Raw genomic sequence first — 19,408 nt, 5'->3', positions numbered from 1 at the left:
TCAGGTGACGATCAGCCCGAACGCGTCGTGCACCAGCTTGGTCGCCGCGACCAGGCCCGGTGCGAACGACAGCGACCGCAGGATCCTGCCCTTGATCGGGTAGGGCGGCGCGGACGCCAGCTGCTCGCCGCGGATCTCCAGCGGGACCGCGGCGTCCACCGCGCCGGCCCTCTCGATGCTGTGGTTGAGCTCGTTCAGCTCGATGTCCACCGTCTTCCCGTGCGCCTGCCGGACGCAGCTGATCATCGAGTACACGAACCGGATGTTCAGCCCGGTGCCCAGGATCGCGAAGCCCGCCAGCACCAGGTTGCGGAAGAGACCGGCGTCCGGGTCCTTGAGCATGTAGAGCAGGGCGATCAGCGACGTGAGGAAGTTCAGCGCCGCCACGTAGGACAGGCTGATCACCCGCCCCACCGGGCGCCACCCGTGGTCGCGGTTCAGCCGGGCCGGGATGTAGTTCAGCACGGCCAGCTCCGCACCCTTGACGAACAGCTTGGACAGGCGCCAGTACAGGTAGCCCTGCTTGACGGCGAAGTACGCGCCGACGGAACCGATGAGGATCCAGGCGACCCCCAGGACCGGGTGCCGGTCCCAGTTCGCCCACCAGCTCTCGCGGTAGGCGCTCTCGGTGGCCTGCGTGACGTGCCCGGCCCCCTGGATCAGCGGCAGGTCCGCGAACATGTGGTTGTGGCCGTTCACGAAGACGTAGAACAGCACGCCGAGCAGCAGCACCGGGAGGAAGAAGAGCAGCTGCGTCGCGATGGAGACGCTCAGCCCCTTGCGCATCTTCGCCATGTGCCCGCGCAGGGGCTCCTTCGACAGCTCGTCCGAGTCGAGGAGTCCCGTGGCCACCAGGTCGCCCTCGATGTTGCGCAGCCTGCTCGCGAGCACGAGGTAGAGCGCGACGGCGACCGACGAGGTCAGCCCGAGCGTCCAGCTGGGGATGTCCGCGCCGAAGGGGATGGAGGTGCAGACGACCTCCGGCTCCTCCACGCCGAACACCGCGAGCCCCGCGATCCGCAGCGGCCCGCACCCCGCGGCGCCCAGCACACCCCGGTGCAGGCACACGAGGGCGAGCGCGCCGAGCAGCAGCACCGGGGCCGCGACGATCGCCGTCACCTGCGTGAGGAACTGCCTCCTCGCCCTGTCACGCACGACTTCCTCCGGGGAACAGCAGCCGGTAGGTCTCCTTCGGACGCTCGACGTGCGCGAAGTGGCCGCAGCGCTCGACGAGGTGGGCGTGGACGTCCTTGCGCACCCTGCGCAGATCGGTCATGTCCCGCGGTGGCACCAGCTTGTCCTGGGCGCCGAAGACCGCGTGGACGGGGCACTCGATCCGCGACCAGCGGTCGATCGCGTCGTAGTGGTCGCCGTTCGCCGCGGCCAGCAGGAAGTACTTGGGGCGCATGTCGTGGGCGAGCGACTTGGTGAACGACGACCTGACCGCCCACGGACGCGCCGCGAACCCGTTGAGGAACAACGGGAAGAGGCCGATCTTCTGAGCCAGCTTCACCACCTGGACGCCGGCTCCGCCGGTGTGCGCGAGCAGGCCCTGCGACCAGTAGGCGATCGACAGCGCGGGACTCGAGAAAAGGGTGCTCACCGGTTCCTGGACCGCTTTCACCACCGAGAAGTAGGCGCCGGAGACCAGGTGCACCGACTCGATCGGGAAAGCCGGTTCACTCGCCATGTCCAAGGTGAGGAAACCGCCCATGGAGTGCCCGACGATCCGGACGCTCGTGTAGCCGAGACCGGCGACCACGTCGAAGAGCGCCTTCCCGACGTCCTTGGACCGCAGGTGGTCCAGCCGGTTCCTGGACGCGCCGAAACCGGGGAGGTCGACCAGGACGACGTCCTGGAACTCCTCACCGAGCTCACGGGCCACCCGCAGCAGCGGCGTCCACGTGGTCCAGGTGTTCGCCACGCCGTGGACGAAGAGCGTGGCGCGGTCGCCGGTCCTCTCCGGGCTGCGCACCAGGTGCAGCAGGCCGAAGTCCGTTCTCGACCACTGCTCGACCAGGCCGTGGGCTCCGGGATCCCGGTCCAGGTCGTAGGGGCAGTATTCCGCGTCGACGGGCATGGGCACCTCCGTTCACGACGTCACAAGGTCGTCGTGAACGGGGTACAGCTCGTTACCGCTGTTGCGCTTCCGTGCTATTCCAAGACATTCCGATTCGCCGCGCGGTCCGAAGCGCTATCGACTCGGTGCCAACGCCTCCCGCACCTCGGACTCCCGTTGCGCGGTCCAGATCCGCGGCCACGTGACGCCGTCGCACTCGTCCCAGCAGCGCCGCACGGCCAGCGGCAGGGTGTCGAAGGACGGGCGGTCGCGGAAGCGCGGGGCGAGTGCGTCGTGCGCGGCGCGGTAGGCCTCGGCCGGGGTGCCCGCGCGGTCGCGGACGTCGGTGACGGTGCGGCGGAGCTCGTCGAGGAAGTGCCTGCTCTGGGCGATGGCGGCGTCGACCTCGGCCCGGTTGCGCGCCACCGGGCCGCAGCCGCCGATGAGGAGCTCGGCGCCGAGCGCCTCGACGTTGTCCAAAGTGGACGTCGCCCACTCGTCGTGGAACGCGTCGCCGCAGTGCGGTGCGGCCCGCGACTCGACGAGGTCACCCGCGAACAGGATCCGTTGCTGCGGAAGCCATCCGACGACGTCACCCGCCGTGTGGCCGCGGCCGGGGTGGCGCAGTTCGAGGTCGCCGCGCTCGCCGCCGAGCGGGATGGTGAGGCGGTGCGAGAACGTCAGGGTCGGCCACGTCAGGCCGGGAATGCCCTCCGCTTCGGGGAACGCCTCCGGTGTGCGGGCCAGTTCGCCCGCCCAGTCCTGGCGGCCGCGTTCGGCGATGAGCGTCCTGGTGCGCTCGTGCGCGATGACCACGTCCGCGTCGAACGCGCTGGCGCCCAGCGTGCGGACGGCGTGGAAGTGGCTGAGCACGAGGTAGCGCACGGGTTTCGCGGTGCGCTCCCGCAGCCGGAGCAGCCAGCGCCGGGCGGCCGCCGGGGTGGACCTGGCCTCGAAGCAGACGAGGAAGTCCTCCGCCTCCACCGCGCCGACGTTCGGTTCGCTGTCGCTGGTCAGCGCGTAGACGCCGTCCACGAGCTGGACGAACGACTCCTCCCTGTACTCCGGGTCGGCACCGTTCGCGGACGATTTCGTTGCCATAAGTCCACTTTGCCACCGAATCGGCGCCCCGGTGGGCCGATCACGGGATCACCCCCGACCGGCCCATCACCGTTGCCGGCTCCTACGCGGGGGTCGACCGCACCGGCCTGGTGATCGCCACGATCGGCAGCCGCAGCGCGCCGGGCGCACTGGCGGGCACCGCCGGGGTGGTCGGCGCGACCGGTGCCACGCGCTGGTAGCCGGCACCCGGCTCGGGACGCGGGTCGGCCTCGCCCTTGTTGGGCCACAACGAGAACGCGCGCTCGGCCTGGGCGGTGATGGTCAGCGACGGGTTGACGCCCAGGTTCGCGGAGATGGCCGCCCCGTCGACGACCGACAGGCCGGGGTAGTGGTGGACGCGGTGGTAGGGGTCGATGACGCCGTGCTCGGCGTCCTCGCCGATCGGGCAGCCGCCGATGAAGTGCGCGGTCAGCGGGATGCCCGCCAGCTCGCCCCAGGTGCCGCCCGCGATGCCGCCGATGTGCTTGGCGGTCAGCTCGTTCGCCCGGTGCCCGGCCGGGATGAACGTCGGGTTCGGCTCGCCGTGGCCCTGGCGCGAGCTGAGCTTGTGCCGCCCGAACAGGCCGCGCTTGGCGAACGTGGTGATGGAGTTGTCCAGGCTCTGCATGACCAGCAGGATCAGCGTCCGCTCGCTCCACTGGCGCACCGACAGCAGCCGGAGCAGCCGCCGGGGGTGCCGCACGGCCTGGCGGAGGAACTGCAGGACGCGCGGGGTGCTGGACGCGCCGTCGGTGGCCAGGGTCTGGAGCATCCCCATGACGTTGCTGCCCTTGCCGTAGCGGCACGGCTCGATGTGGGTGGTCTCGTCGGGGTGGAACGACGAGGTGATCGCCACGCCGCTGGTGAAGTCGCGGTCCGGGTCGACGGTCTGCCGGGCCGCGCCGACGATCGACTCGGAGTTCGTGCGGGTCAGCTCGCCCAGCCTCGGCGACAGCTCGGGCAGCACGCCCTCGGCGCGCATCCGGTGCAGCAGCTGCTGGGTGCCCCAGGTGCCCGCCGCCAGCACGACCTTGGTCGCGGTGATCGTGCGGCGGCCCTTGCGCAGCTTCGCGCCGGTGCGCTCGGTGTCGACCTCCCACGTCACGCCGGTCTGGCGCAGGCCGGTGACCGTCGTCAGCGGGAGCACCCGCGCGCCACCGCGTTCCGCGAGGTGCAGGTAGTTCTTGACCAGCGTGTTCTTCGCCCCGACCCGGCAGCCGGACATGCAGCTGCCGCACTCCGTGCACCCGGTCCGGGCCGGGCCCGCGCCGCCGAAGTACGGGTCGGCGACCTCGACGCCCGGCTCGCCGAAGTACACGCCCACGGGTGTCGGGTGGTAGCTGTCGGCCACGCCCATGTCCCCGGCGACCTGCTGCATCACCACGTCGGCCGGTGTCGTGGTCGGGTTGGTGACCACGCCGAGCATCCGGGACGCCTGGTCGTAGAACGGCGACAGCTCGGCTTCCCAGTCGGTGATGTGCGCCCACTGCCGGTCGGCGAAGAACGGCTTGAGCGGCCGGTACAGCGTGTTCGCGTACACCAGCGACCCGCCGCCGACCCCCGAGCCCGCGAGCACCATGACGTTGCGCAGCAGGTGGATCCGCTGGATGCCGAAGCAGCCGAGCTTGGGCGCCCACAGGTACTTCCGCAGGTCCCACGACGTCTCGGCGAACTCGTCGTCGGCGAACCGCCGACCGGCCTCCACGACGGCGACGCGGTAGCCCTTCTCGGTCAGCCGCAACGCGGCGACGCTGCCGCCGAAGCCGGACCCGACCACGACGACGTCGAAGTCCACGTTGCTACTGGCGAGTTCACCCATGGGTCCGAGATTAGGGGTTACTTCCGGTAACGCCTATTCCGAACCGGTTCAGAACCCGAGGCTGTCCAGCCAGGCCAGGAACGGCGGGGCGAGCCAGAACAGGATGATCCACGCGAACAGGGCGACACCGGCCACGGAGGCCAGCACCAGGGCGACCACCGACCCGGCGAAGCCCGCGCGGCTGTTCAACGGCGTCGAGGGCGCCTGCTCGACCTCCGCCCCCTCGACCTCGGTGTCGTTGTCGTCATCGGCCAGTCCCAGTTCGACCAGGTCGTCCACGGGGCCCTTCCTCGTCATCGGTTCGTTATGCGGGACCACTGTAGCGAGAGGGCGCACAACAAGATCAACTAGGACACGGCGATGGGCGCCTCCCGGCGTGGGAGACGCCCATCGTGGTCTCAGGACTAGCCGCGGATGGTCAGGCCGACCTTCTGGAACTCCTTGAGGTCCGAGTAGCCGGTCTTGGCCATGGCGCGGCGCAGCGAGCCGAACAGGTTGGTCACGCCGCGCGGGTCGACCGACGGCCCGAACAGCAGCGTCCGGAGGTCGACCTCCTGGTCCACACCGGGCGACACGAAGCTGCGCGGCACGGACGGGTGGGCGGAGGCGGCGGTCCAGTAGAGGCCCTGGCCCGGCGCCTCGGTGGCGGAGGCCAGCGGTTCGCCGAGCATCACCGCGTCCGCGCCGCACGCGATGGACTTGGCGATGTCACCGCTGGTCAGGGCACCACCGTCGGCGATGACGTGGACGTAGCGGCCACCGGTCTCGTCGAGGTAGTCGCGCCGGGCGGCCGCGGCGTCGGCGATGGCGGTGGCCATCGGGACGCCGATGCCGAGCACGGAGTCGGTCGTGGTGACGCCGGGCGTGTAGCCGTAGCCGACGATGACGCCCGCGGCACCGGTGCGCATGAGGTGCATGGCGGTGCGGTAGTCGCCGACACCACCCGCGATGACCGGGACCTCGAGGTCGGCGATGAACGACTTCAGGTTCAGCGGCTCACCGTCGCGGAGCACGTGCTCCGCGGAGATGATCGTGCCCTGGACGACCAGGATCTCCACGCCCGCCGCCAGCAGGTCCGGCGTCAGCTCGGCCGCGCGCTGCGGGCTGACCCGCACCGCGACGGTCACGCCGGAGTCGCGGACCTCCTTGACGGCCGCCGCGACCAGGTCGAGGCGGACGGGCGCCGAGTGCAGCTCCTGGAGGATCCGCACCGGCGCGCCGGGGTCGTCGGTGTCCTCGGTCGCCTCGACCAGGCGGAACAGCGCCTCGTCGACGTTGGCGTGCCGGGCCCACAGGCCTTCCGCGTTCAGCACGCCGAGGCCACCGAGCTCGCCGACCGCGACCGCCGTGCCCGGCGACACGATGGCGTCGGTCGGGTGGGTGATCAGCGGGATGTCGAACCGGTAGGCGTCGATCTGCCACGCCGTCGAGACGTCCTTCGACGAACGGGTCCGCCGCGAGGGGATGATCTCGATGTCGTCCAGCTCGTAGGCCCGCCTCGCGGTCCGGCCCATGCCGATCTCGACCAGATCGCGCACTTGTCTTCCTCTCAGCGGGTGGTGTGGACGTCCGACGCGCGGTGCGTCAGCGGGTGGTGTAGTTCGGGGCTTCGACGGTCATCGTGATGTCGTGCGGGTGGCTCTCCTTGAGGCCGGCCGCGGTGATCCGCACGAGCTGCGCGTTCTGCAGCTCGGCGATCGTGCTCGACCCGGTGTACCCCATGGCCATCCGCAGACCGCCGATGAGCTGGTAGGCCACCTGCGCCAGCGGGCCGCGGAACGGCGTGCGCCCCTCGATGCCCTCGGGCACGAGCTTGTCCTCGGACAGCACGTCGTCCTGGAAGTAGCGGTCCTTCGAGTACGACTTGGTGTCGCCGCGGCTCGACATCGCGGCGAGCGAGCCCATGCCGCGGTAGGTCTTGAACTGCTTGCCGTTGACCAGGATCAGGTCGCCGGGCGCCTCGGCGGTGCCCGCGACCAGGCTGCCGACCATGACCGCGCTGGCACCCGCGGCGATCGCCTTCGCGATGTCGCCGGAGTACTGGATGCCGCCGTCGCCGATCACCGGCACACCGGCCGGGTAGCAGGCCAGGTACGCCTCGTGGATCGCGGTGATCTGCGGGACGCCGACACCGGCGACCACGCGGGTCGTGCAGATCGAGCCGGGGCCGACGCCGACCTTCACGCCGTCCGCGCCCGCGTCGACCATGGCCTGGGCACCGGTGCGGGTGGCGACGTTGCCGCCGACCACGTCGACCGTGTCGCCGAGCTCCTTCTTGAGCTTGGCCACCATCTCCAGCACGGCGCGCGAGTGGCCGTGCGCGGTGTCGACCATCAGCACGTCGATGCCCGCGTCGGCCAGCGCCATCGAGCGGGCGAACGCGTCGTCGCCGACGCCGACCGCGGCGGCGCACAGCAGCCTGCCGTCGGGGTCCTTGCTGGCCAGCGGGTACTGCTCGGTCTTGACGAAGTCCTTGACCGTGATCAGGCCCTGGAGCTTGCCGTCGCCGTCCACGATCGGCAGCTTCTCGATCTTGTGGCGGCGCAGCAGGCCGAGCGCGGCCTCGGCGGACACGCCGACCTGCGCGGTGACCAGCGGCCCCTTGGTCATGACCTCGCTGACCTTGCGCTTGTGGTCGACCTCGAAGCGCATGTCGCGGTTGGTGATGATGCCGACGAGCTTGCCCGCCGGGTCCGTCACGGGAACGCCGGAGATCCGGTACCGGGCGCACAGGTCGTCCACGTGGGCGATGGTGTCGTCCGGGGTGCAGGTGACCGGGTCGGTCACCATGCCCGCCTCGGAGCGCTTCACCGTCTCCGCCTGGCTGGCCTGGTCCTCGATCGACAGGTTGCGGTGCAGCACGCCGATGCCGCCCTGGCGGGCCATCGAGATGGCCATCCGCGCCTCGGTCACCGTGTCCATCGCGGCGGAGGCCAGCGGGATCCTCAGGGTGATGTTCCGGGAGATCCTGGTGCTGGTGTCGACGTTGCTGGGTACGACGTCCGACTCCGCAGGCTGCAACAGGACGTCATCGAAGGTCAGTCCCAGCATCGCGAACTTGCTCGGGACTCCGTCAACGTTGAGCTCGCTGGTCATAGCGGGTGACAAGCCTTCCGTCGTGCTGCGGTCCCACCGCGAGCGGATCGGGGTTCCGCTTGGGGGCAGCATCTGATTCTCGACCCTGCCGACAGGTCTGGGGCGTTCACGCCATGGTATCCGCAGGCCTTCCGCCCTCCGCCCGGTACCGTGCGGGGTCGTGCCGCACGACGCCTTGCCGCCAGACCCGTTCGCCGAGGATCCGGAGGATCCGGCGAAGGCCATGGCCGAGCCAGAAGAAGACCACGAGCACCCCGAGCTCGGCGACGAGGAGCGCGCCGAGCTCGTGGGCGACCTCAGCGACCTCGCCGTGTACCAGGCGCTGCTGGAACCCGGTGGTGTGCGGGGGATAGTGGTCGACTGCGGCGAGTGCGAGGAGCCGCACTTCCACGACTGGGCGCTGCTGCGGGCCAGCCTCGAGCAGCTCCTGCACGACGGCCGGATGCGCCCGCACGAGCCCGCGTACGACCCGGACCCGTCCTCCTACGTCACGTGGGAGTACTGCCGGGGCTACGCCGACGGCGTCACCGCGAGCGAGGAAGCCCGCTGAGGTGTGACGAAGCCCGCCCCGGATTCCGGGGCGGGCTTCGTCACATCCGGGACCGGTGAGCACCGGCACGCGCCCTTCACGCCGCCGCCCCCGTGTCCACGAGGGGCACGGGGGCGGCGGGGTCTGGTCCGATCTAGGACGACGGGGCCGGGTCTGGCTCCGACTTCGGGGAGAAGCCGCTCGTCGTCGCGTCGGTCGTCTCCTCCGGCGGGGGCGGCGGCGGTGGGACCGTCGCCTGGCTGGAGCTGCTGACCGACGGCTCGGTCGTGCTGGTCGTGGGCGTGGACTGCGACGTGGACGTGTCCGTCGGGTCCGAGGACGGGCTCGTCGAGCTCGACTTCGGCGGCTTCGGGTCCTTCGTCTTGGTCTTGCTGTCCGAGGTCGCGGCCGGGTTGGTCGTGGTGCTCGTCAGCTCGACCAGCAGCTGCTCGTGGGTCTGCGACAGGGTGATGTGGCCGTCGTCGGTGGACACCTTCGGCAGGGCGACCCCGGCCTTGTCCAGCGCGTCCTTGGCCTCGTTGACCCGGCCTTCGCGCAGTGCGGCGCGGGCGGCGTCGAGGTCGGTCTTCACGGCCACCGCCGCCTCGACCGACCGGGCGTGGTCGGAGTAGAGGACGCGGGTGAGGCCCCAGAGCGCGTCGCCCGGCTGGGCGTCGCGGGCCACCAGGCTGACGCCGGTGAACGCGATGGCGAGCACGGCGGCGGCGCTGGCGAGCGGGATGAGGAAGCGGTGTCGGGAGCGGGGCACCGGGCGGGCGGCCGCGATGGTCGCGATGGCGGTGTCGGTGTCGACGAGGGCGCCGATGGCCTGGCTGTCCACGTCGTGGCGCCAGGCGAGGAGCAGTGCGTTCAGGTCGTCCTGGACGAGGTCGCCGACGCGGTCGGGGTCCTTGCCGCCGAGCGCGTCGAGCAGCGCGTCGTCGGCCTGGATGCCGGACAGGTCGCCCGAGGACGGGTCGCCGCCAAAGTCCACTGGTTCATCTGAAGGGAGCTGGGCTCTCCTTCGTTGTCCGCGCACGACTTCTCCGTTGTCCTTCTCGTGCTGGTCGGCCACTCAGACCACCTCCTCGGCTGCCAACGTCTTGCGGAGCCTGGACAGCGCGCGGTGCTGCGCCACCCTGACCGCTCCCGGAGTCGACCCGACCGCGTCCGCGGTCTCCTCGGCCGACAGACCGACGACCACCCTGAGCAGCAGGATCTCCCGCTGCTTCTCGGGCAGGACGCGCAAGAGCTGGGCCATCTGCCCGGTGAGCTCGCCCTGCATGGCGCGCTGCTCGGGGCCCGCTTCGGTCTCGGGCCCGTCCGGCACCTCCGACACGGGCTCGGAGCGGTTCCTCGAGGCGGAGCGGTGGGAGTCGGCCACCTTGTGCGCCGCGATGCCGTACACGAACGCGAGGAAGGGCCGACCTTGGTCGCGGTAGCTGGGCAGGGCCGTCAACACCGCGAGACACACCTCCTGGGCCACGTCGTCCGCCGAAGCGAAAGACCTCTCCTGCCTTCCGACTCGGGCGCGGCAGTACCGCACCACCAAGGGACGGATCGAAGCCAACAGGCGCTCGATGGCGGCCCTGTCACCTTCGACGGCCGCGCCTACTTCGGCGTCCAGTCCGTCCCCCAAGTTGGTCATCGCAGACAGCAGCCCCGGTGTTACGCCTAGGCGTATCGACAACAAACAGCACGAGACCCTCTAAGTCACCCGTACCGGTGACCCACACCGTACCGGGCCTGAGGCCGAATGGCGGCAGAAGGGGCCCACGGGCCCCTCTGACCAGCCAACACGCGCACCGAATCCAGCCCGGCGAAAGTCACCGGGCTGGACGTGGATACCAACAGTCGTGATCTAGGACACGAGACCGCGGCGGAAGCCGTGGGCGACCGCCTGAGCCCGGTCGCGCACACCCAGCTTGCGGAAGAGCCTCCGCGCGTGGGTCTTCACGGTGTCCTCGGACAGGTAGAGCTCGCGCCCGATCTGCCCGTTGCTCTTGCCCTGGCTCATGCCGCGCAGCACCTGGAGCTCGCGCTCGGTGAGCTGGACGCCGGGGTCCGAGGGTTGACGAGGAGCAGGCACCGACGTGCTCGCGAGGGTGTGGGCCAGCGCGGCCACCAGCTCGGGGCGCGAGGCGTCCCAGCGGAGGTAACCACGGGCGCCACCCGCGATCGCGGCGGCGATGCTGCCCGCGTCGTCCGGGGCACCGAACACGATGACGTTGGCCTGCGGGTTGGCCGAGACGAGTCGCCGGGTTGCTTCCACCCCGGTCGGGACGGCGCGCTGGGTACCTACCAGCACGACGTCGACTGGCTGCCTCGAAAAGCGAGCCAACAACTCGTCACCGTGCGCTACGCAGTCGATGCGACTAACCCCGGGGACGGCCGACATGACACGGGTGAGGCCCTCCCGCACGCTGCGCCGGTCGTCGCAAATAAGGACCGTAGTCACGGGGACTCCTTCCTGCAGCCGAGTGACGTTTCATCTCCCCTATCGGACGCTTGGAGCCCAACCTTGACACGATCCGGTGCTTAATCCGTCAAGAACTTCGACCGGGGGTCTGCGTTCGGGGGTTCCCCGGAACGGAGCAGCGCCGTCGGCACCCACGGGGAGGCGAGGGCGAGCCGTCGACCGATCGGGTCGGCCCTGCGCAACACGCAGCTCAGAGCCTCGGTAGCCCGTACGGGAGGATTACCCGCCCCGGATGGGTCATGGTCGAGCAGCACGAGTGCCGTCGGCCAGATCAACGACCAGAGGTCTCGTTTGGTGATGTGATTTAGGTCACACTCTAGTAGCTCAACCCCTCGAGCCACCCCGTCGGCGGTCCCCCACACCACCAAAGAGGTCCCCAGGACGACCTCGGACTTGAGCTCGTGGCGCACCGCTCCCGCGTCGCGGGCGACCGCCACCGCGGCCTCGGCGGGCGCGACGGCCCGGTCGGCCCGCCCCTCGGCCAGCTCGACCTCGGCCGCCACCCACCCCCGGCGCACCTCCGACCGCCAGGAGCGCGCCTCCACCCGCCCGTGCAGCAGCCGGGCCTCACCCGTGCGACCAGCGCCGATGGCGTCCGCAGCCAGCCCGAGCAGCGCGTCCGCGCGGGCACCGGCCGCGTCCACGCCGTCCGGGTCCGAGGGCCCTGCCCCTGGCGCGGTCGCCAGCGCGCGGCCGTCCAGCGCCCTGGCGGCGGCGTGGCCCCCCAGTTGGCGGCGGTGCGACGCGAGCGTCGAGGCGGCCAACGAGGCGATGACGCGGTCCCGGTCCGCCAGCAGCGCCGTCAGGGCCGTGGCGGCGGCCGCGTAGTGGCCCTGCCCTCCCAGCACGACCGCCGCGAGCCACCGGTCGCGCGCCGAGCCGCCCCGGAGCGTGCTCCAGACGGGTGTCTCGGGCGCGTCGCCGAAAGCCGCTCGTCTCAACTGGTCGTCCACAGCAACATCGTGCCGGGTTCGGACGACAGAGTCAGCAGACGGCCGTCTCGATCGCCGCGACAGCCGTCCCCAGGTCGTCGATCCGCTCGGCGGTCGGGGGTACGACACCGCGTTCCCAACCGGGTCCACCGACGAACAGGCGCACCTGCTGCCTCGTTCGCGGCAGAGCCGCGAGCGCCCCCGGATCGGCGTAGCGCGGGAGCTGCGCCCAGAGCACCACGGCGGCGGGCGCGATGCGGCGCACGGCGGAGCGCAGCGCCTCGGCGGGCAGCGCCGCGCCGAGCTGACGAATCCCCACCCCGCGCTGCGCCAGGACCGCCGCCAACGGGTAGAGCGGGATGTTGTGCCGCTCGTCCGGCATGCACGCCAGCAGCACCGGCCGGTGGTTGCGGGGAGTGGTCACCAGCGGCGTCACCCTGATCATCGAGGCGAGCACGCACTCGTTGAGGAGGTGCGACACCTCGACGCCCGCGCCGGAGTGCTCCCACCTCGCGGCCATCGCCCCGAGCAGCGGCCGCACCACCTGGTCCCAGGTCGCGACCACGCCGTCCTCGCCGAGCGAGTCGGCCAGGATCTGCTGCGCGGCGGCCGAGTCCATCGCGAGGACCGCCCGACCGAGCCCCCGCGCCCGGCGGCTCGCTCCCGGCATCCTCAGGCCCCGGCCGCCCGCGACAGCCGCTCCCGCCTCGAACTCGCCACCGGTGAGCACCGGGACCGGCGCCGGTGCCGTCGGCGCCTGCGCTCGAGGTGCGGGAACGCTCGCGGTGAGCGCGTACTTCGCGGCTTCCGCCGACGACGCCCCCCGCAGCAGTGCCCGCTGCATGAGCTCCAGTCTGGCGATGTCGCGCGGCGCGTACCTGCGGTGTCGCCCGGTCGTGTGATCACTGGGCCCGAGCCCGTAACGCCGGTCCCAGGTCCTCAACGTGGCGGGCGCGACCCCCAGCCGACGCGCCACCGCGGCCACCGACAACAGCAGCTCGGTGACCGGATCTTCTTCTGCCGCGCCGGTTTCCCGCTCACCGCCGGTCGGCGCGGCGGGTTTCTCCGGATGCGTCATCACGCGGCCATGGTCCGGTCCTCGGGCCCGCGCGGCAACTCCGGGCTGTGAAGGTTTGAACACCGGCCGATCACCCATCGGTTGAACATCCGGCTTTCTGGTGCCAGACCCCTTGAACAAGTTTTGGCGCGGTTCTACGGTGGATCAACATTAAGCCGAATGGAGCAGTCCACTACTGAAGTGGACCAAGGAGGCGGTCTCGACATGGCGGACACCCGAAGGCTCCCCGGTCCCAACGCCGACGTCTGGGACTGGCAGATGACCGGGTCTTGTCGCGGGATGGACAGCGCGTTCTTCTTCCACCCCGACGGCGAACGCGGCCCCGCACGGGCCAGGCGCGAAGCACGAGCCAAAGCAGTCTGCCTGGCCTGCCCGGTCCTGGAGATGTGCAGGCGCCACGCCCTCTCCGTCCAAGAGCCCTACGGCATCTGGGGCGGCCTGTCCGAGTCGGAACGCGACAACATCATCAAGTCCCGCAAACGCCAACTCGCACTCACCTGAACAACAACACCACCAACACCACCAGCCAGACGCCACAGGGGTGGGCCTCCCAACGAGGCCTGCCCTTTCGGCTTTCCAGGACACCACCAACACGACCAACCCCACCCCGATGGACGCAGCCACCAGCACGCATCCAAACCCAGCGCACACGGCCCCCACGATGGGCGCAGCCCGCCAGCGCGCATCCGGCGCGAAGCGCCTGGGGCCTTGTCCGCCGCGCAGCAAGGATGCTCTGTCCGCCGCGAAGCGCGGATGCCCTGTCCGACGGCGAAGCCGAGGATGCCTTGTCGGCGCAGCCGATGCTGGCGAAGCCAGACCTACCCCTGCCCCCGATACACAGCGCCCTCCTGCCCTGCCCTGCTTTGTCAAGACAGCTTTATCGTCTTGACAAAGCAGGGCAGGGCATTGAGACAATCGCGCGCCGGGGGCCGGGCTTCGCACGGGTGGGAACGACGGCACACATCCCGCCACCCCGAAACGCCAGAGGGGCGGCACCGGGAACCCCGGCACCGCCCCTCCTCCAGCCACGAACCCCAGCCGTAATACCCAGCCGCAGAACCCAGCCGTAAAACCACAAACCCAACCGACTACCTAGTGCCCGTGCCCATGCCCGTGCCCCGCAGCAGCCGCGGGCTCCTGCTCCCGCTTCTCCACGATCGCGCTCTCGGTCGTCAGCACCATCCGGGCGATCGAGGCCGCGTTGGTCACCGCGGACCGGGTCACCTTGACCGGGTCGATGATGCCCCAGTCGAGCAGGTCGCCGTAGACCAGCGTGGCCGCGTTGAACCCGAAGCCCCAGTCGCCTTCGCGGACCTTGTTCACCACGACGGCGCCTTCGAGCCCGGCGTTCGTGGCGATCCAGAAGAGGGCGGAGGCGAGTGCTTCGCGGACGATCGCGACACCGGTCGCCTCGTCACCCGTGCGGTCGAGGCCGCCGTCCAGCACCTTGGCGGCGTGGACGAGGGCCGAGCCGCCGCCGGGGACGATGCCTTCCTCGACCGCGGCCTTGGTGGCGGCGACCGCGTCCTCGATGCGGTGCTTGCGCTCCTTCAGCTCGGTCTCGGTCGCGGCACCGACCTTGATGACCGCGATCCCGCCGGAGAGCTTCGCGAGCCGCTCCTGCAGCTTCTCGCGGTCCCAGTCGGAGTCTGTGGCCTCGATCTCGCGGCGCAGCTGCTCCGCGCGACCGGCGATGTCGGCCTTGGCGCCGCCACCGTCGACGATGGTCGTGTTGTCCTTGGAGACGACGATGCGGCGGGCGGAGCCCAGCACGTCGAGGCCGACCTCGGACAGCTTCAGGCCCACCTCGGCGGCGATGACGCTGCCGCCGGTGACGACCGCGAGGTCGTCCAGGAACGCCTTGCGGCGGTCGCCGAAGAACGGCGCCTTGACCGCGACGACCTTGAGGGTCTTGCGCAGGGCGTTGACCACCAGGGTGGACAGCGCCTCGCCCTCGACGTCCTCGGCGATCACGACGAGGGACTTGCCGGACTCGGCGACCTTCTCCAGCAGCGGGAGGAAGTCGGCGAGCGCCGAGATCTTCTCGCGGTGCAGGAGGATGTAGGCGTCCTCGAAGACGGCCTCCTGGGCCTCGAGGTCCGTCGCGAAGTGCGCCGAGATGTAGCCCTTGTCGAACTGGACGCCCTCGGTGATCTGCAGCTCGGTGAGCATCGTCGAGGCTTCCTCGACGGTGATCACGCCGTCCTCGCCGACCTTCTCGATGGCTTCGCCGAGGAGGGCGCCGATGGACTCGTCGCGGGAGGACACGGTGCCGACCTGGGCGATGTTGTCGCGGCCCTTGACCGGGGTGGCCTTCGCCTTGAGCGCGTCCACGACGGCGTCGGCGGCGGCCTGGATGCCGAGGCCGAGCGCGGTCGGGTTCGCACCCGCGGCGACGTTGCGGAGGCCGACGCGCACCATGGCCTGGGCGAGCACCGTGGCGGTCGTCGTGCCGTCACCGGCGACGTCGTTGGTCTTGGTCGCGACGGCCTTCGCGAGCTGCGCGCCGAGGTTCTCGAACGGGTCGTCCAGCTCGATCTCGCGAGCGATGGTGACACCGTCGTTGGTGACCGTGGGGCCACCGAACTTCTTGTCGAGGACGACGTGGCGGCCTGCCGGTCCAAGGGTGACCTTGACCGTGTCGGCCAGCTTGTTCACGCCGCGCTCAAGTGCCCGACGAGCGTCCTCGTCGAAGCTGATCTGCTTGGGCATTGCCTAGCCTCTCTTGTGCGAAACGCCCCGGTAGCCCCGGGTAGGGGTCGCCGGGGCGCTTGCGTGTCAGCCGAACGACTAGTTGATGACGGCCAGCACGTCGCGGGCGGAGAGGATGAGGTACTCCTCGCCGTTGTACTTGACCTCGGTGCCGCCGTACTTCGAGTAGATGACGACGTCGCCGACAGCCACGTCCACGGGGACGCGGTTGCCCTTGTCGTCGATACGTCCGAGGCCCACCGCGATGACCTTGCCCTCCTGGGGCTTCTCCTTCGCGGTGTCCGGGATCACGAGGCCGGAAGCGGTCGTGGTCTCGGCCTCACTGGCCTGGACGACGATCTTGTCCTCGAGCGGCTTGATGTTCACGCTCACCGGGCTGACCTCCACGGTCATTGAAAGCGTTGGCAGGTTGGTACGGCTCCTGCCACCCCGCCGTCGCGGGGGTCGGGGCGGTGCTGGCGCCGTGTGATTAGCACTCTACCCACTTGAGTGCCAATGCTTCAACGAGGGCCGTGGTCGGCTGTTCGGAGCAGCCCCGAAATCAGCGGACCTGGATCGTGCCCACCGGCAGACCGGGGGTCGTCGACAGGTCGACCGGGGACGGCTCGGCGCCCGCCGCGACGAGGTGCGCGCCGATGGCCGCGATCATGGCACCGTTGTCGCCGCACAGCTTCGGGCGGGGTACCCGCAGGTCGATGCCCGCCTCCGCGCAGCGCTCGGCGGCGAGGCCGGAGATGCGGGAGTTGGCGGCGACGCCGCCCGCGACGACGAGGGTGTCGATGCCCAGGTCCTTGCAGGCCCGGACGGCCTTCATGGTGAGGACGTCGGCGACGGCCTCCTGGAACGACGCGGCCACGTCGGCGAGCGGGAGCTCGTCACCGGCCTTCTCGCTGCGCTCGACCCAGCGGGCCACGGCCGTCTTCAGACCGGAGAACGAGAAGTCGTAGCGGTTGTCGCGGGGGCCGGTGAGGCCGCGCGGGAACGCGATCGCGCAGCCGTTGCCGGTCTTGGCCAGCCTGTCGATCGGCGGGCCGCCGGGGTAGGGCAGGTCGAGCAGGCGGGCGACCTTGTCGTAGGCCTCGCCCGCGGCGTCGTCGACGGTCGACCCCAGCTCGGTGATCTTGTGCGCCAGCCCCTCGACCAGCAGCAGCTGGGAGTGGCCGCCGGAGACCAGCAGCGCGAGGCAGCGGTCGGGCAGCGGGCCGTGCTCCAGGGTGTCGGCGGCGACGTGGCCCGCCAGGTGGTTGACGCCGTAGAGCGGCTTGCCCAGCGCGGCGGCGTACGCCTTCGCGGCGGAGACCCCCACCAGCAGCGCGCCCGCGAGACCGGGACCGGCGGTCACGGCGATCGCGTCCACGTCGGACAGCTCGACGCCCGCGATCTCCAGCGAGCGGCGCATGGTCGGGACCATGGCCTCCAGGTGGGCGCGGCTCGCGACCTCGGGCACGACGCCGCCGAACCGGGCGTGCTGCTCGACGCTGGACGCGACCTCGTCGGAGAGCAGCTCCAGCGCGCCGTCGGGGCCGAGCCGGACGATGCCGACACCGGTCTCGTCGCACGAGCTCTCGATGCCGAGGATGAGCCTGTCGGTCACGGGTTTTCCCTCACGGCGGGCCGGGCCATCGTGTACGCGTCGGCACCGGACGGCTGGTAGTAGCGGCGGCGCAGGCCGATCTTCTCGAAGCCGTGCGCGACGTAGAGGGCGATGGCGGGCGCGTTGTCCGTGCGCACCTCCAGGAACACCGGGGCGCGCACCTCGTCGGCGCGCTCCAGCAGTGCCCGCAGCAGCCGCTTGCCGATGCCGGAGTGGTGGTGGCCGAGGTCCACGGCCAGGGTGTGGACGCTCGCCTCGAAGTCCGGCCTCCGACCGACGACGGCGAGGCCGCCGTAGCCGATCAGGGTGCCGTCGGGCAGGTAGGCGCCGAGGTAGTGGTTGCCCACCGCCATCTCGGACAGGAACGACGTCGCGCTCCACGGGTCGTCGCCGGGGAACAGCTCGTGCTCGATCTCCACGCAGCGCGGCACGTCCTCGCGGCGCAGCGGCGAGATCGTCACCAGGCTCGCGCCGCTCATGCCCGCGTCACCCTCTTGCGGCCGACCGGCTCCACGGCGTCGGGCCTGCGCAGGTACAGCGGGGTCAGCGGGCCGGGCTCGGCACCGGCGAGCACGTCGGCGGCGGCGACCGCGACCAGCGCGACCGGTGTCGGGTGGTGCGGGCCGACGACCGGGAAGCCGAGGACGTCGGCGTAGAGCACGGCCCCCTCCCCCACGGCGGCGCGCACGTCCAGGCCGCGTTCGGCCAGGTCGGCGGGGCGGTCGACACCGGGCCCGTCGACCCGGACGCCCGCCGCGTCGTAGACGGCCCAGTAGACCTCGCGGCGGCGCGCGTCCGTGGCGACGAGCAGCGGCTCACCGGTCGCGGCGGCGAGCGCGACGGCGTCGGGGGTGGGCACCGGGTACACCGGCTTCCCGAGGGCCTGGCCCAGCGCGGCGGCCGTGACCAGGCCGACCCGCAGCCCGGTGAACGGGCCGGGACCGGCTCCGACGACGATCGCGTCGACGTCGGCGAACGTCCGGCCCGCCTCGGCGAGGGCGTCGGTGAGGTGGGGGGTGAGCAGCTCGCCGTGGGCCTTCGCGTCGAGCGTCACCCGCTGGGCGAGGAGTCGGGGCGGCGAATCAGCCGTCAGGTCGACCACACCGGCGGTGACCGCGGGTGTGGCGGTATCGATGGCGAGCACGAGCACGGTTGTCAAGGGTACGGGTGTTCGCGAACGGTCCTTGCCTTGACGTCGGCGTCAAGGTGGAGCATCGCTTTCGAAGGGCGCGGCTCGACGGCCGGGCCGGGCACGGACGGGGTCGGGATGCGCATCGGGGAACTGGCGGAGCTGGCCGGGACGACGACCAGGGCGCTGCGCTACTACGAGGCGCAGGGGCTCCTGCCCGCGCGGCGCGGCGCCAACGGGCACCGCGAGTACGACCAGTCGGACCTGCGGCTGGTCTCCGAGATCCGGTCGCTGACCGGCATCGGGTTCGCGCTGGAGGAGACCAGGCCGTTCCTGGACTGCCTGCGCACGGGGCACCCCACCGGGGACTCGTGCCCGGCCTCGGTCGCGGTCTACCGGCGCAAGCTCGCCGAGCTCGACGAGCTGATCGGCCGGATGAGCGCGGTGCGCGAGCGCCTGCGCGACCAGCTGGCGCTGGCCGAGCTGCCCTTCACCACACCGGTTTGCCCGACGAGCGCTGGGAGCGACCTTGACCACGGCGACAACGCTGAAGACCCTGACCGATGACACGTTCACCGAGGCCGTGAGCCGGGGCACCGTCCTCGTCGAGTTCGGCGCCGACTGGTGCGGCCCGTGCCGGATGGTCGAGCCCGTGCTGGAGCAGATCGCGGCCGAGATGCCGGACGCGCTGACCGTGGCGAAGGTCGACCTCGACGCCAGCCCGCGCACGGCCCGCGACCTCCGGGTGATGTCCGCGCCGACGCTGCAGCTGTACAAGGACGGCGTGCTGGTGGCCCAGCTGGTGGGCGCCAAGCCGAAGATCCACCTGCTGGCGTGGCTCGAACCACACTTGTGATGCACGGCGGGCTCGGGGTGCGGC

At 71.1% G+C, this 19,408-nt stretch carries 21 protein-coding genes; 4 read left to right on the top strand and 17 right to left on the bottom strand.

Features of this window, described 5'->3' with window-relative positions:
- The 7 genes from CLV43_RS47745 to guaB form a co-directional block, all read right to left on the bottom strand.
- Positions 1–1,155, bottom strand: a complete 1,155-nt coding sequence (locus CLV43_RS47745; protein ID WP_106187179.1) for a hypothetical protein — start codon at positions 1,153–1,155, stop codon at positions 1–3.
- A complete protein-coding gene (locus tag CLV43_RS12020; protein WP_106187178.1) occupies positions 1,148–2,080 on the bottom strand; it encodes an alpha/beta fold hydrolase in 933 nt (310 codons plus the stop codon). Before CLV43_RS12020 ends, CLV43_RS47745 begins: the two co-directional genes overlap by 8 nt.
- Before the next feature lie 114 nt (positions 2,081–2,194).
- The gene (locus CLV43_RS12015; protein WP_106187177.1) at positions 2,195–3,160 is read right to left on the bottom strand and encodes an MBL fold metallo-hydrolase; all 966 of its coding nucleotides are present in this window, start codon (positions 3,158–3,160) and stop codon (positions 2,195–2,197) included.
- Between the two features lie 82 nt (positions 3,161–3,242).
- Positions 3,243–4,979: a GMC family oxidoreductase gene (locus CLV43_RS12010; protein WP_106187176.1), complete on the bottom strand. Its 1,737-nt coding sequence runs from the start codon at positions 4,977–4,979 to the stop codon at positions 3,243–3,245.
- A 48-nt stretch (positions 4,980–5,027) separates the two neighbouring features.
- Positions 5,028–5,276, bottom strand: a complete 249-nt coding sequence (locus CLV43_RS12005) for a hypothetical protein (protein WP_146174737.1) — start codon at positions 5,274–5,276, stop codon at positions 5,028–5,030.
- A 107-nt stretch (positions 5,277–5,383) separates the two neighbouring features.
- Complete coding sequence (locus tag CLV43_RS12000) at positions 5,384–6,517, bottom strand: GuaB3 family IMP dehydrogenase-related protein (RefSeq protein WP_106187174.1); 1,134 nt, start codon at positions 6,515–6,517, stop codon at positions 5,384–5,386.
- Between the two features lie 46 nt (positions 6,518–6,563).
- Entirely contained in the window at positions 6,564–8,075 is a 1,512-nt protein-coding gene (guaB, locus tag CLV43_RS11995; RefSeq protein WP_106187173.1) for an IMP dehydrogenase, read from the bottom strand.
- Positions 8,076–8,235: 160 nt separating this feature from the next.
- On the opposite strand from guaB, the gene CLV43_RS11990 reads away from it, so the two are divergent.
- Complete coding sequence (locus tag CLV43_RS11990) at positions 8,236–8,625, top strand: DUF5319 domain-containing protein (RefSeq protein WP_170155811.1); 390 nt, start codon at positions 8,236–8,238, stop codon at positions 8,623–8,625.
- A gap of 133 nt (positions 8,626–8,758) precedes the next feature.
- Here CLV43_RS11990 and CLV43_RS11985 read toward each other — a convergent pair whose 3' ends face one another.
- From CLV43_RS11985 to CLV43_RS11965, 5 genes are all read right to left on the bottom strand, one after another.
- Positions 8,759–9,598 (bottom strand): anti-sigma-D factor RsdA, encoded by an 840-nt coding sequence (locus CLV43_RS11985; RefSeq protein WP_245886310.1) that lies wholly within the window; start codon positions 9,596–9,598, stop codon positions 8,759–8,761.
- An 81-nt stretch (positions 9,599–9,679) separates the two neighbouring features.
- Positions 9,680–10,252 carry a sigma-70 family RNA polymerase sigma factor gene (locus CLV43_RS11980; RefSeq protein ID WP_106187170.1) on the bottom strand — a complete coding sequence of 191 codons (573 nt, stop codon included), beginning with the start codon at positions 10,250–10,252 and terminating at the stop codon, positions 9,680–9,682.
- A 213-nt stretch (positions 10,253–10,465) separates the two neighbouring features.
- The gene (locus tag CLV43_RS11975) at positions 10,466–11,062 is read right to left on the bottom strand and encodes a response regulator transcription factor (RefSeq protein ID WP_015805222.1); all 597 of its coding nucleotides are present in this window, start codon (positions 11,060–11,062) and stop codon (positions 10,466–10,468) included.
- An 80-nt stretch (positions 11,063–11,142) separates the two neighbouring features.
- Positions 11,143–12,036, bottom strand: a complete 894-nt coding sequence (locus tag CLV43_RS11970) for a hypothetical protein (protein WP_211304332.1) — start codon at positions 12,034–12,036, stop codon at positions 11,143–11,145.
- A gap of 31 nt (positions 12,037–12,067) precedes the next feature.
- The gene (locus tag CLV43_RS11965; protein WP_106187169.1) at positions 12,068–13,093 is read right to left on the bottom strand and encodes a MerR family transcriptional regulator; all 1,026 of its coding nucleotides are present in this window, start codon (positions 13,091–13,093) and stop codon (positions 12,068–12,070) included.
- 204 nt (positions 13,094–13,297) lie between these two features.
- Here CLV43_RS11965 and CLV43_RS11960 point away from each other — a divergent pair, with 204 nt between their 5' ends.
- Positions 13,298–13,594 (top strand): WhiB family transcriptional regulator, encoded by a 297-nt coding sequence (locus CLV43_RS11960; protein WP_106187557.1) that lies wholly within the window; start codon positions 13,298–13,300, stop codon positions 13,592–13,594.
- Positions 13,595–14,185: 591 nt separating this feature from the next.
- Here CLV43_RS11960 and groL read toward each other — a convergent pair.
- The 5 genes from groL to tsaB all read right to left on the bottom strand — a co-directional run bounded on the left by groL (position 14,186) and on the right by tsaB (position 18,549).
- Entirely contained in the window at positions 14,186–15,805 is a 1,620-nt protein-coding gene (gene groL, locus CLV43_RS11955; RefSeq protein ID WP_106187168.1) for a chaperonin GroEL, read from the bottom strand.
- 78 nt (positions 15,806–15,883) lie between these two features.
- Positions 15,884–16,177, bottom strand: a complete 294-nt coding sequence (gene groES / locus CLV43_RS11950; protein ID WP_106187556.1) for a co-chaperone GroES — start codon at positions 16,175–16,177, stop codon at positions 15,884–15,886.
- 169 nt (positions 16,178–16,346) lie between these two features.
- Positions 16,347–17,399 carry a tRNA (adenosine(37)-N6)-threonylcarbamoyltransferase complex transferase subunit TsaD gene (gene tsaD, locus CLV43_RS11945; protein WP_106187167.1) on the bottom strand — a complete coding sequence of 351 codons (1,053 nt, stop codon included), beginning with the start codon at positions 17,397–17,399 and terminating at the stop codon, positions 16,347–16,349.
- Positions 17,396–17,878, bottom strand: a complete 483-nt coding sequence (gene rimI, locus CLV43_RS11940) for a ribosomal protein S18-alanine N-acetyltransferase (protein ID WP_425445743.1) — start codon at positions 17,876–17,878, stop codon at positions 17,396–17,398. Before rimI ends, tsaD begins: the two co-directional genes overlap by 4 nt.
- Positions 17,875–18,549, bottom strand: a complete 675-nt coding sequence (tsaB, locus tag CLV43_RS11935; RefSeq protein ID WP_106187166.1) for a tRNA (adenosine(37)-N6)-threonylcarbamoyltransferase complex dimerization subunit type 1 TsaB — start codon at positions 18,547–18,549, stop codon at positions 17,875–17,877. The genes rimI and tsaB overlap by 4 nt, the downstream gene beginning before the upstream one ends.
- Positions 18,550–18,666: 117 nt before the next feature.
- Between tsaB and CLV43_RS11930 the strand changes: the two genes are divergently transcribed.
- Both CLV43_RS11930 and CLV43_RS11925 read left to right on the top strand, forming a co-directional pair.
- Complete coding sequence (locus CLV43_RS11930; RefSeq protein WP_106187165.1) at positions 18,667–19,095, top strand: MerR family transcriptional regulator; 429 nt, start codon at positions 18,667–18,669, stop codon at positions 19,093–19,095.
- A complete protein-coding gene (locus tag CLV43_RS11925; protein ID WP_170155810.1) occupies positions 19,058–19,384 on the top strand; it encodes a thioredoxin family protein in 327 nt (108 codons plus the stop codon). The genes CLV43_RS11930 and CLV43_RS11925 overlap by 38 nt, the downstream gene beginning before the upstream one ends.
- Positions 19,385–19,408 lie beyond the last annotated feature (24 nt).

This window comes from Umezawaea tangerina (genome assembly GCF_003002815.1).
GTDB classification, from domain to species: domain Bacteria; phylum Actinomycetota; class Actinomycetes; order Mycobacteriales; family Pseudonocardiaceae; genus Umezawaea; species Umezawaea tangerina.
The sequence above is the reverse complement of the archived record's forward strand: the minus strand, read 5'-3'. Positions and strand labels throughout refer to the sequence as shown.

Bases quoted from the DNA above. Each gene is read 5' to 3' on its own strand.
- guaB (WP_106187173.1), bottom strand. From the start codon at position 8,075: ATGACCAGCGAGCTCAACGTTGACGGAGTCCCGAGCAAGTTCGCGATG.
- CLV43_RS12020 (WP_106187178.1), bottom strand. From the start codon at position 2,080: ATGCCCGTCGACGCGGAATACTGCCCCTACGACCTGGACCGGGATCCC.
- CLV43_RS11960 (WP_106187557.1), top strand. From the start codon at position 13,298: ATGGCGGACACCCGAAGGCTCCCCGGTCCCAACGCCGACGTCTGGGAC.
- CLV43_RS12005 (WP_146174737.1), bottom strand. From the start codon at position 5,276: ATGACGAGGAAGGGCCCCGTGGACGACCTGGTCGAACTGGGACTGGCC.
- CLV43_RS11930 (WP_106187165.1), top strand. From the start codon at position 18,667: ATGCGCATCGGGGAACTGGCGGAGCTGGCCGGGACGACGACCAGGGCG.
- CLV43_RS11965 (WP_106187169.1), bottom strand. From the start codon at position 13,093: ATGACGCATCCGGAGAAACCCGCCGCGCCGACCGGCGGTGAGCGGGAA.
- CLV43_RS11980 (WP_106187170.1), bottom strand. From the start codon at position 10,252: ATGACCAACTTGGGGGACGGACTGGACGCCGAAGTAGGCGCGGCCGTC.
- CLV43_RS12015 (WP_106187177.1), bottom strand. From the start codon at position 3,160: ATGGCAACGAAATCGTCCGCGAACGGTGCCGACCCGGAGTACAGGGAG.
- rimI (WP_425445743.1), bottom strand. From the start codon at position 17,878: ATGAGCGGCGCGAGCCTGGTGACGATCTCGCCGCTGCGCCGCGAGGAC.
- CLV43_RS12010 (WP_106187176.1), bottom strand. From the start codon at position 4,979: ATGGGTGAACTCGCCAGTAGCAACGTGGACTTCGACGTCGTCGTGGTC.
- groL (WP_106187168.1), bottom strand. From the start codon at position 15,805: ATGCCCAAGCAGATCAGCTTCGACGAGGACGCTCGTCGGGCACTTGAG.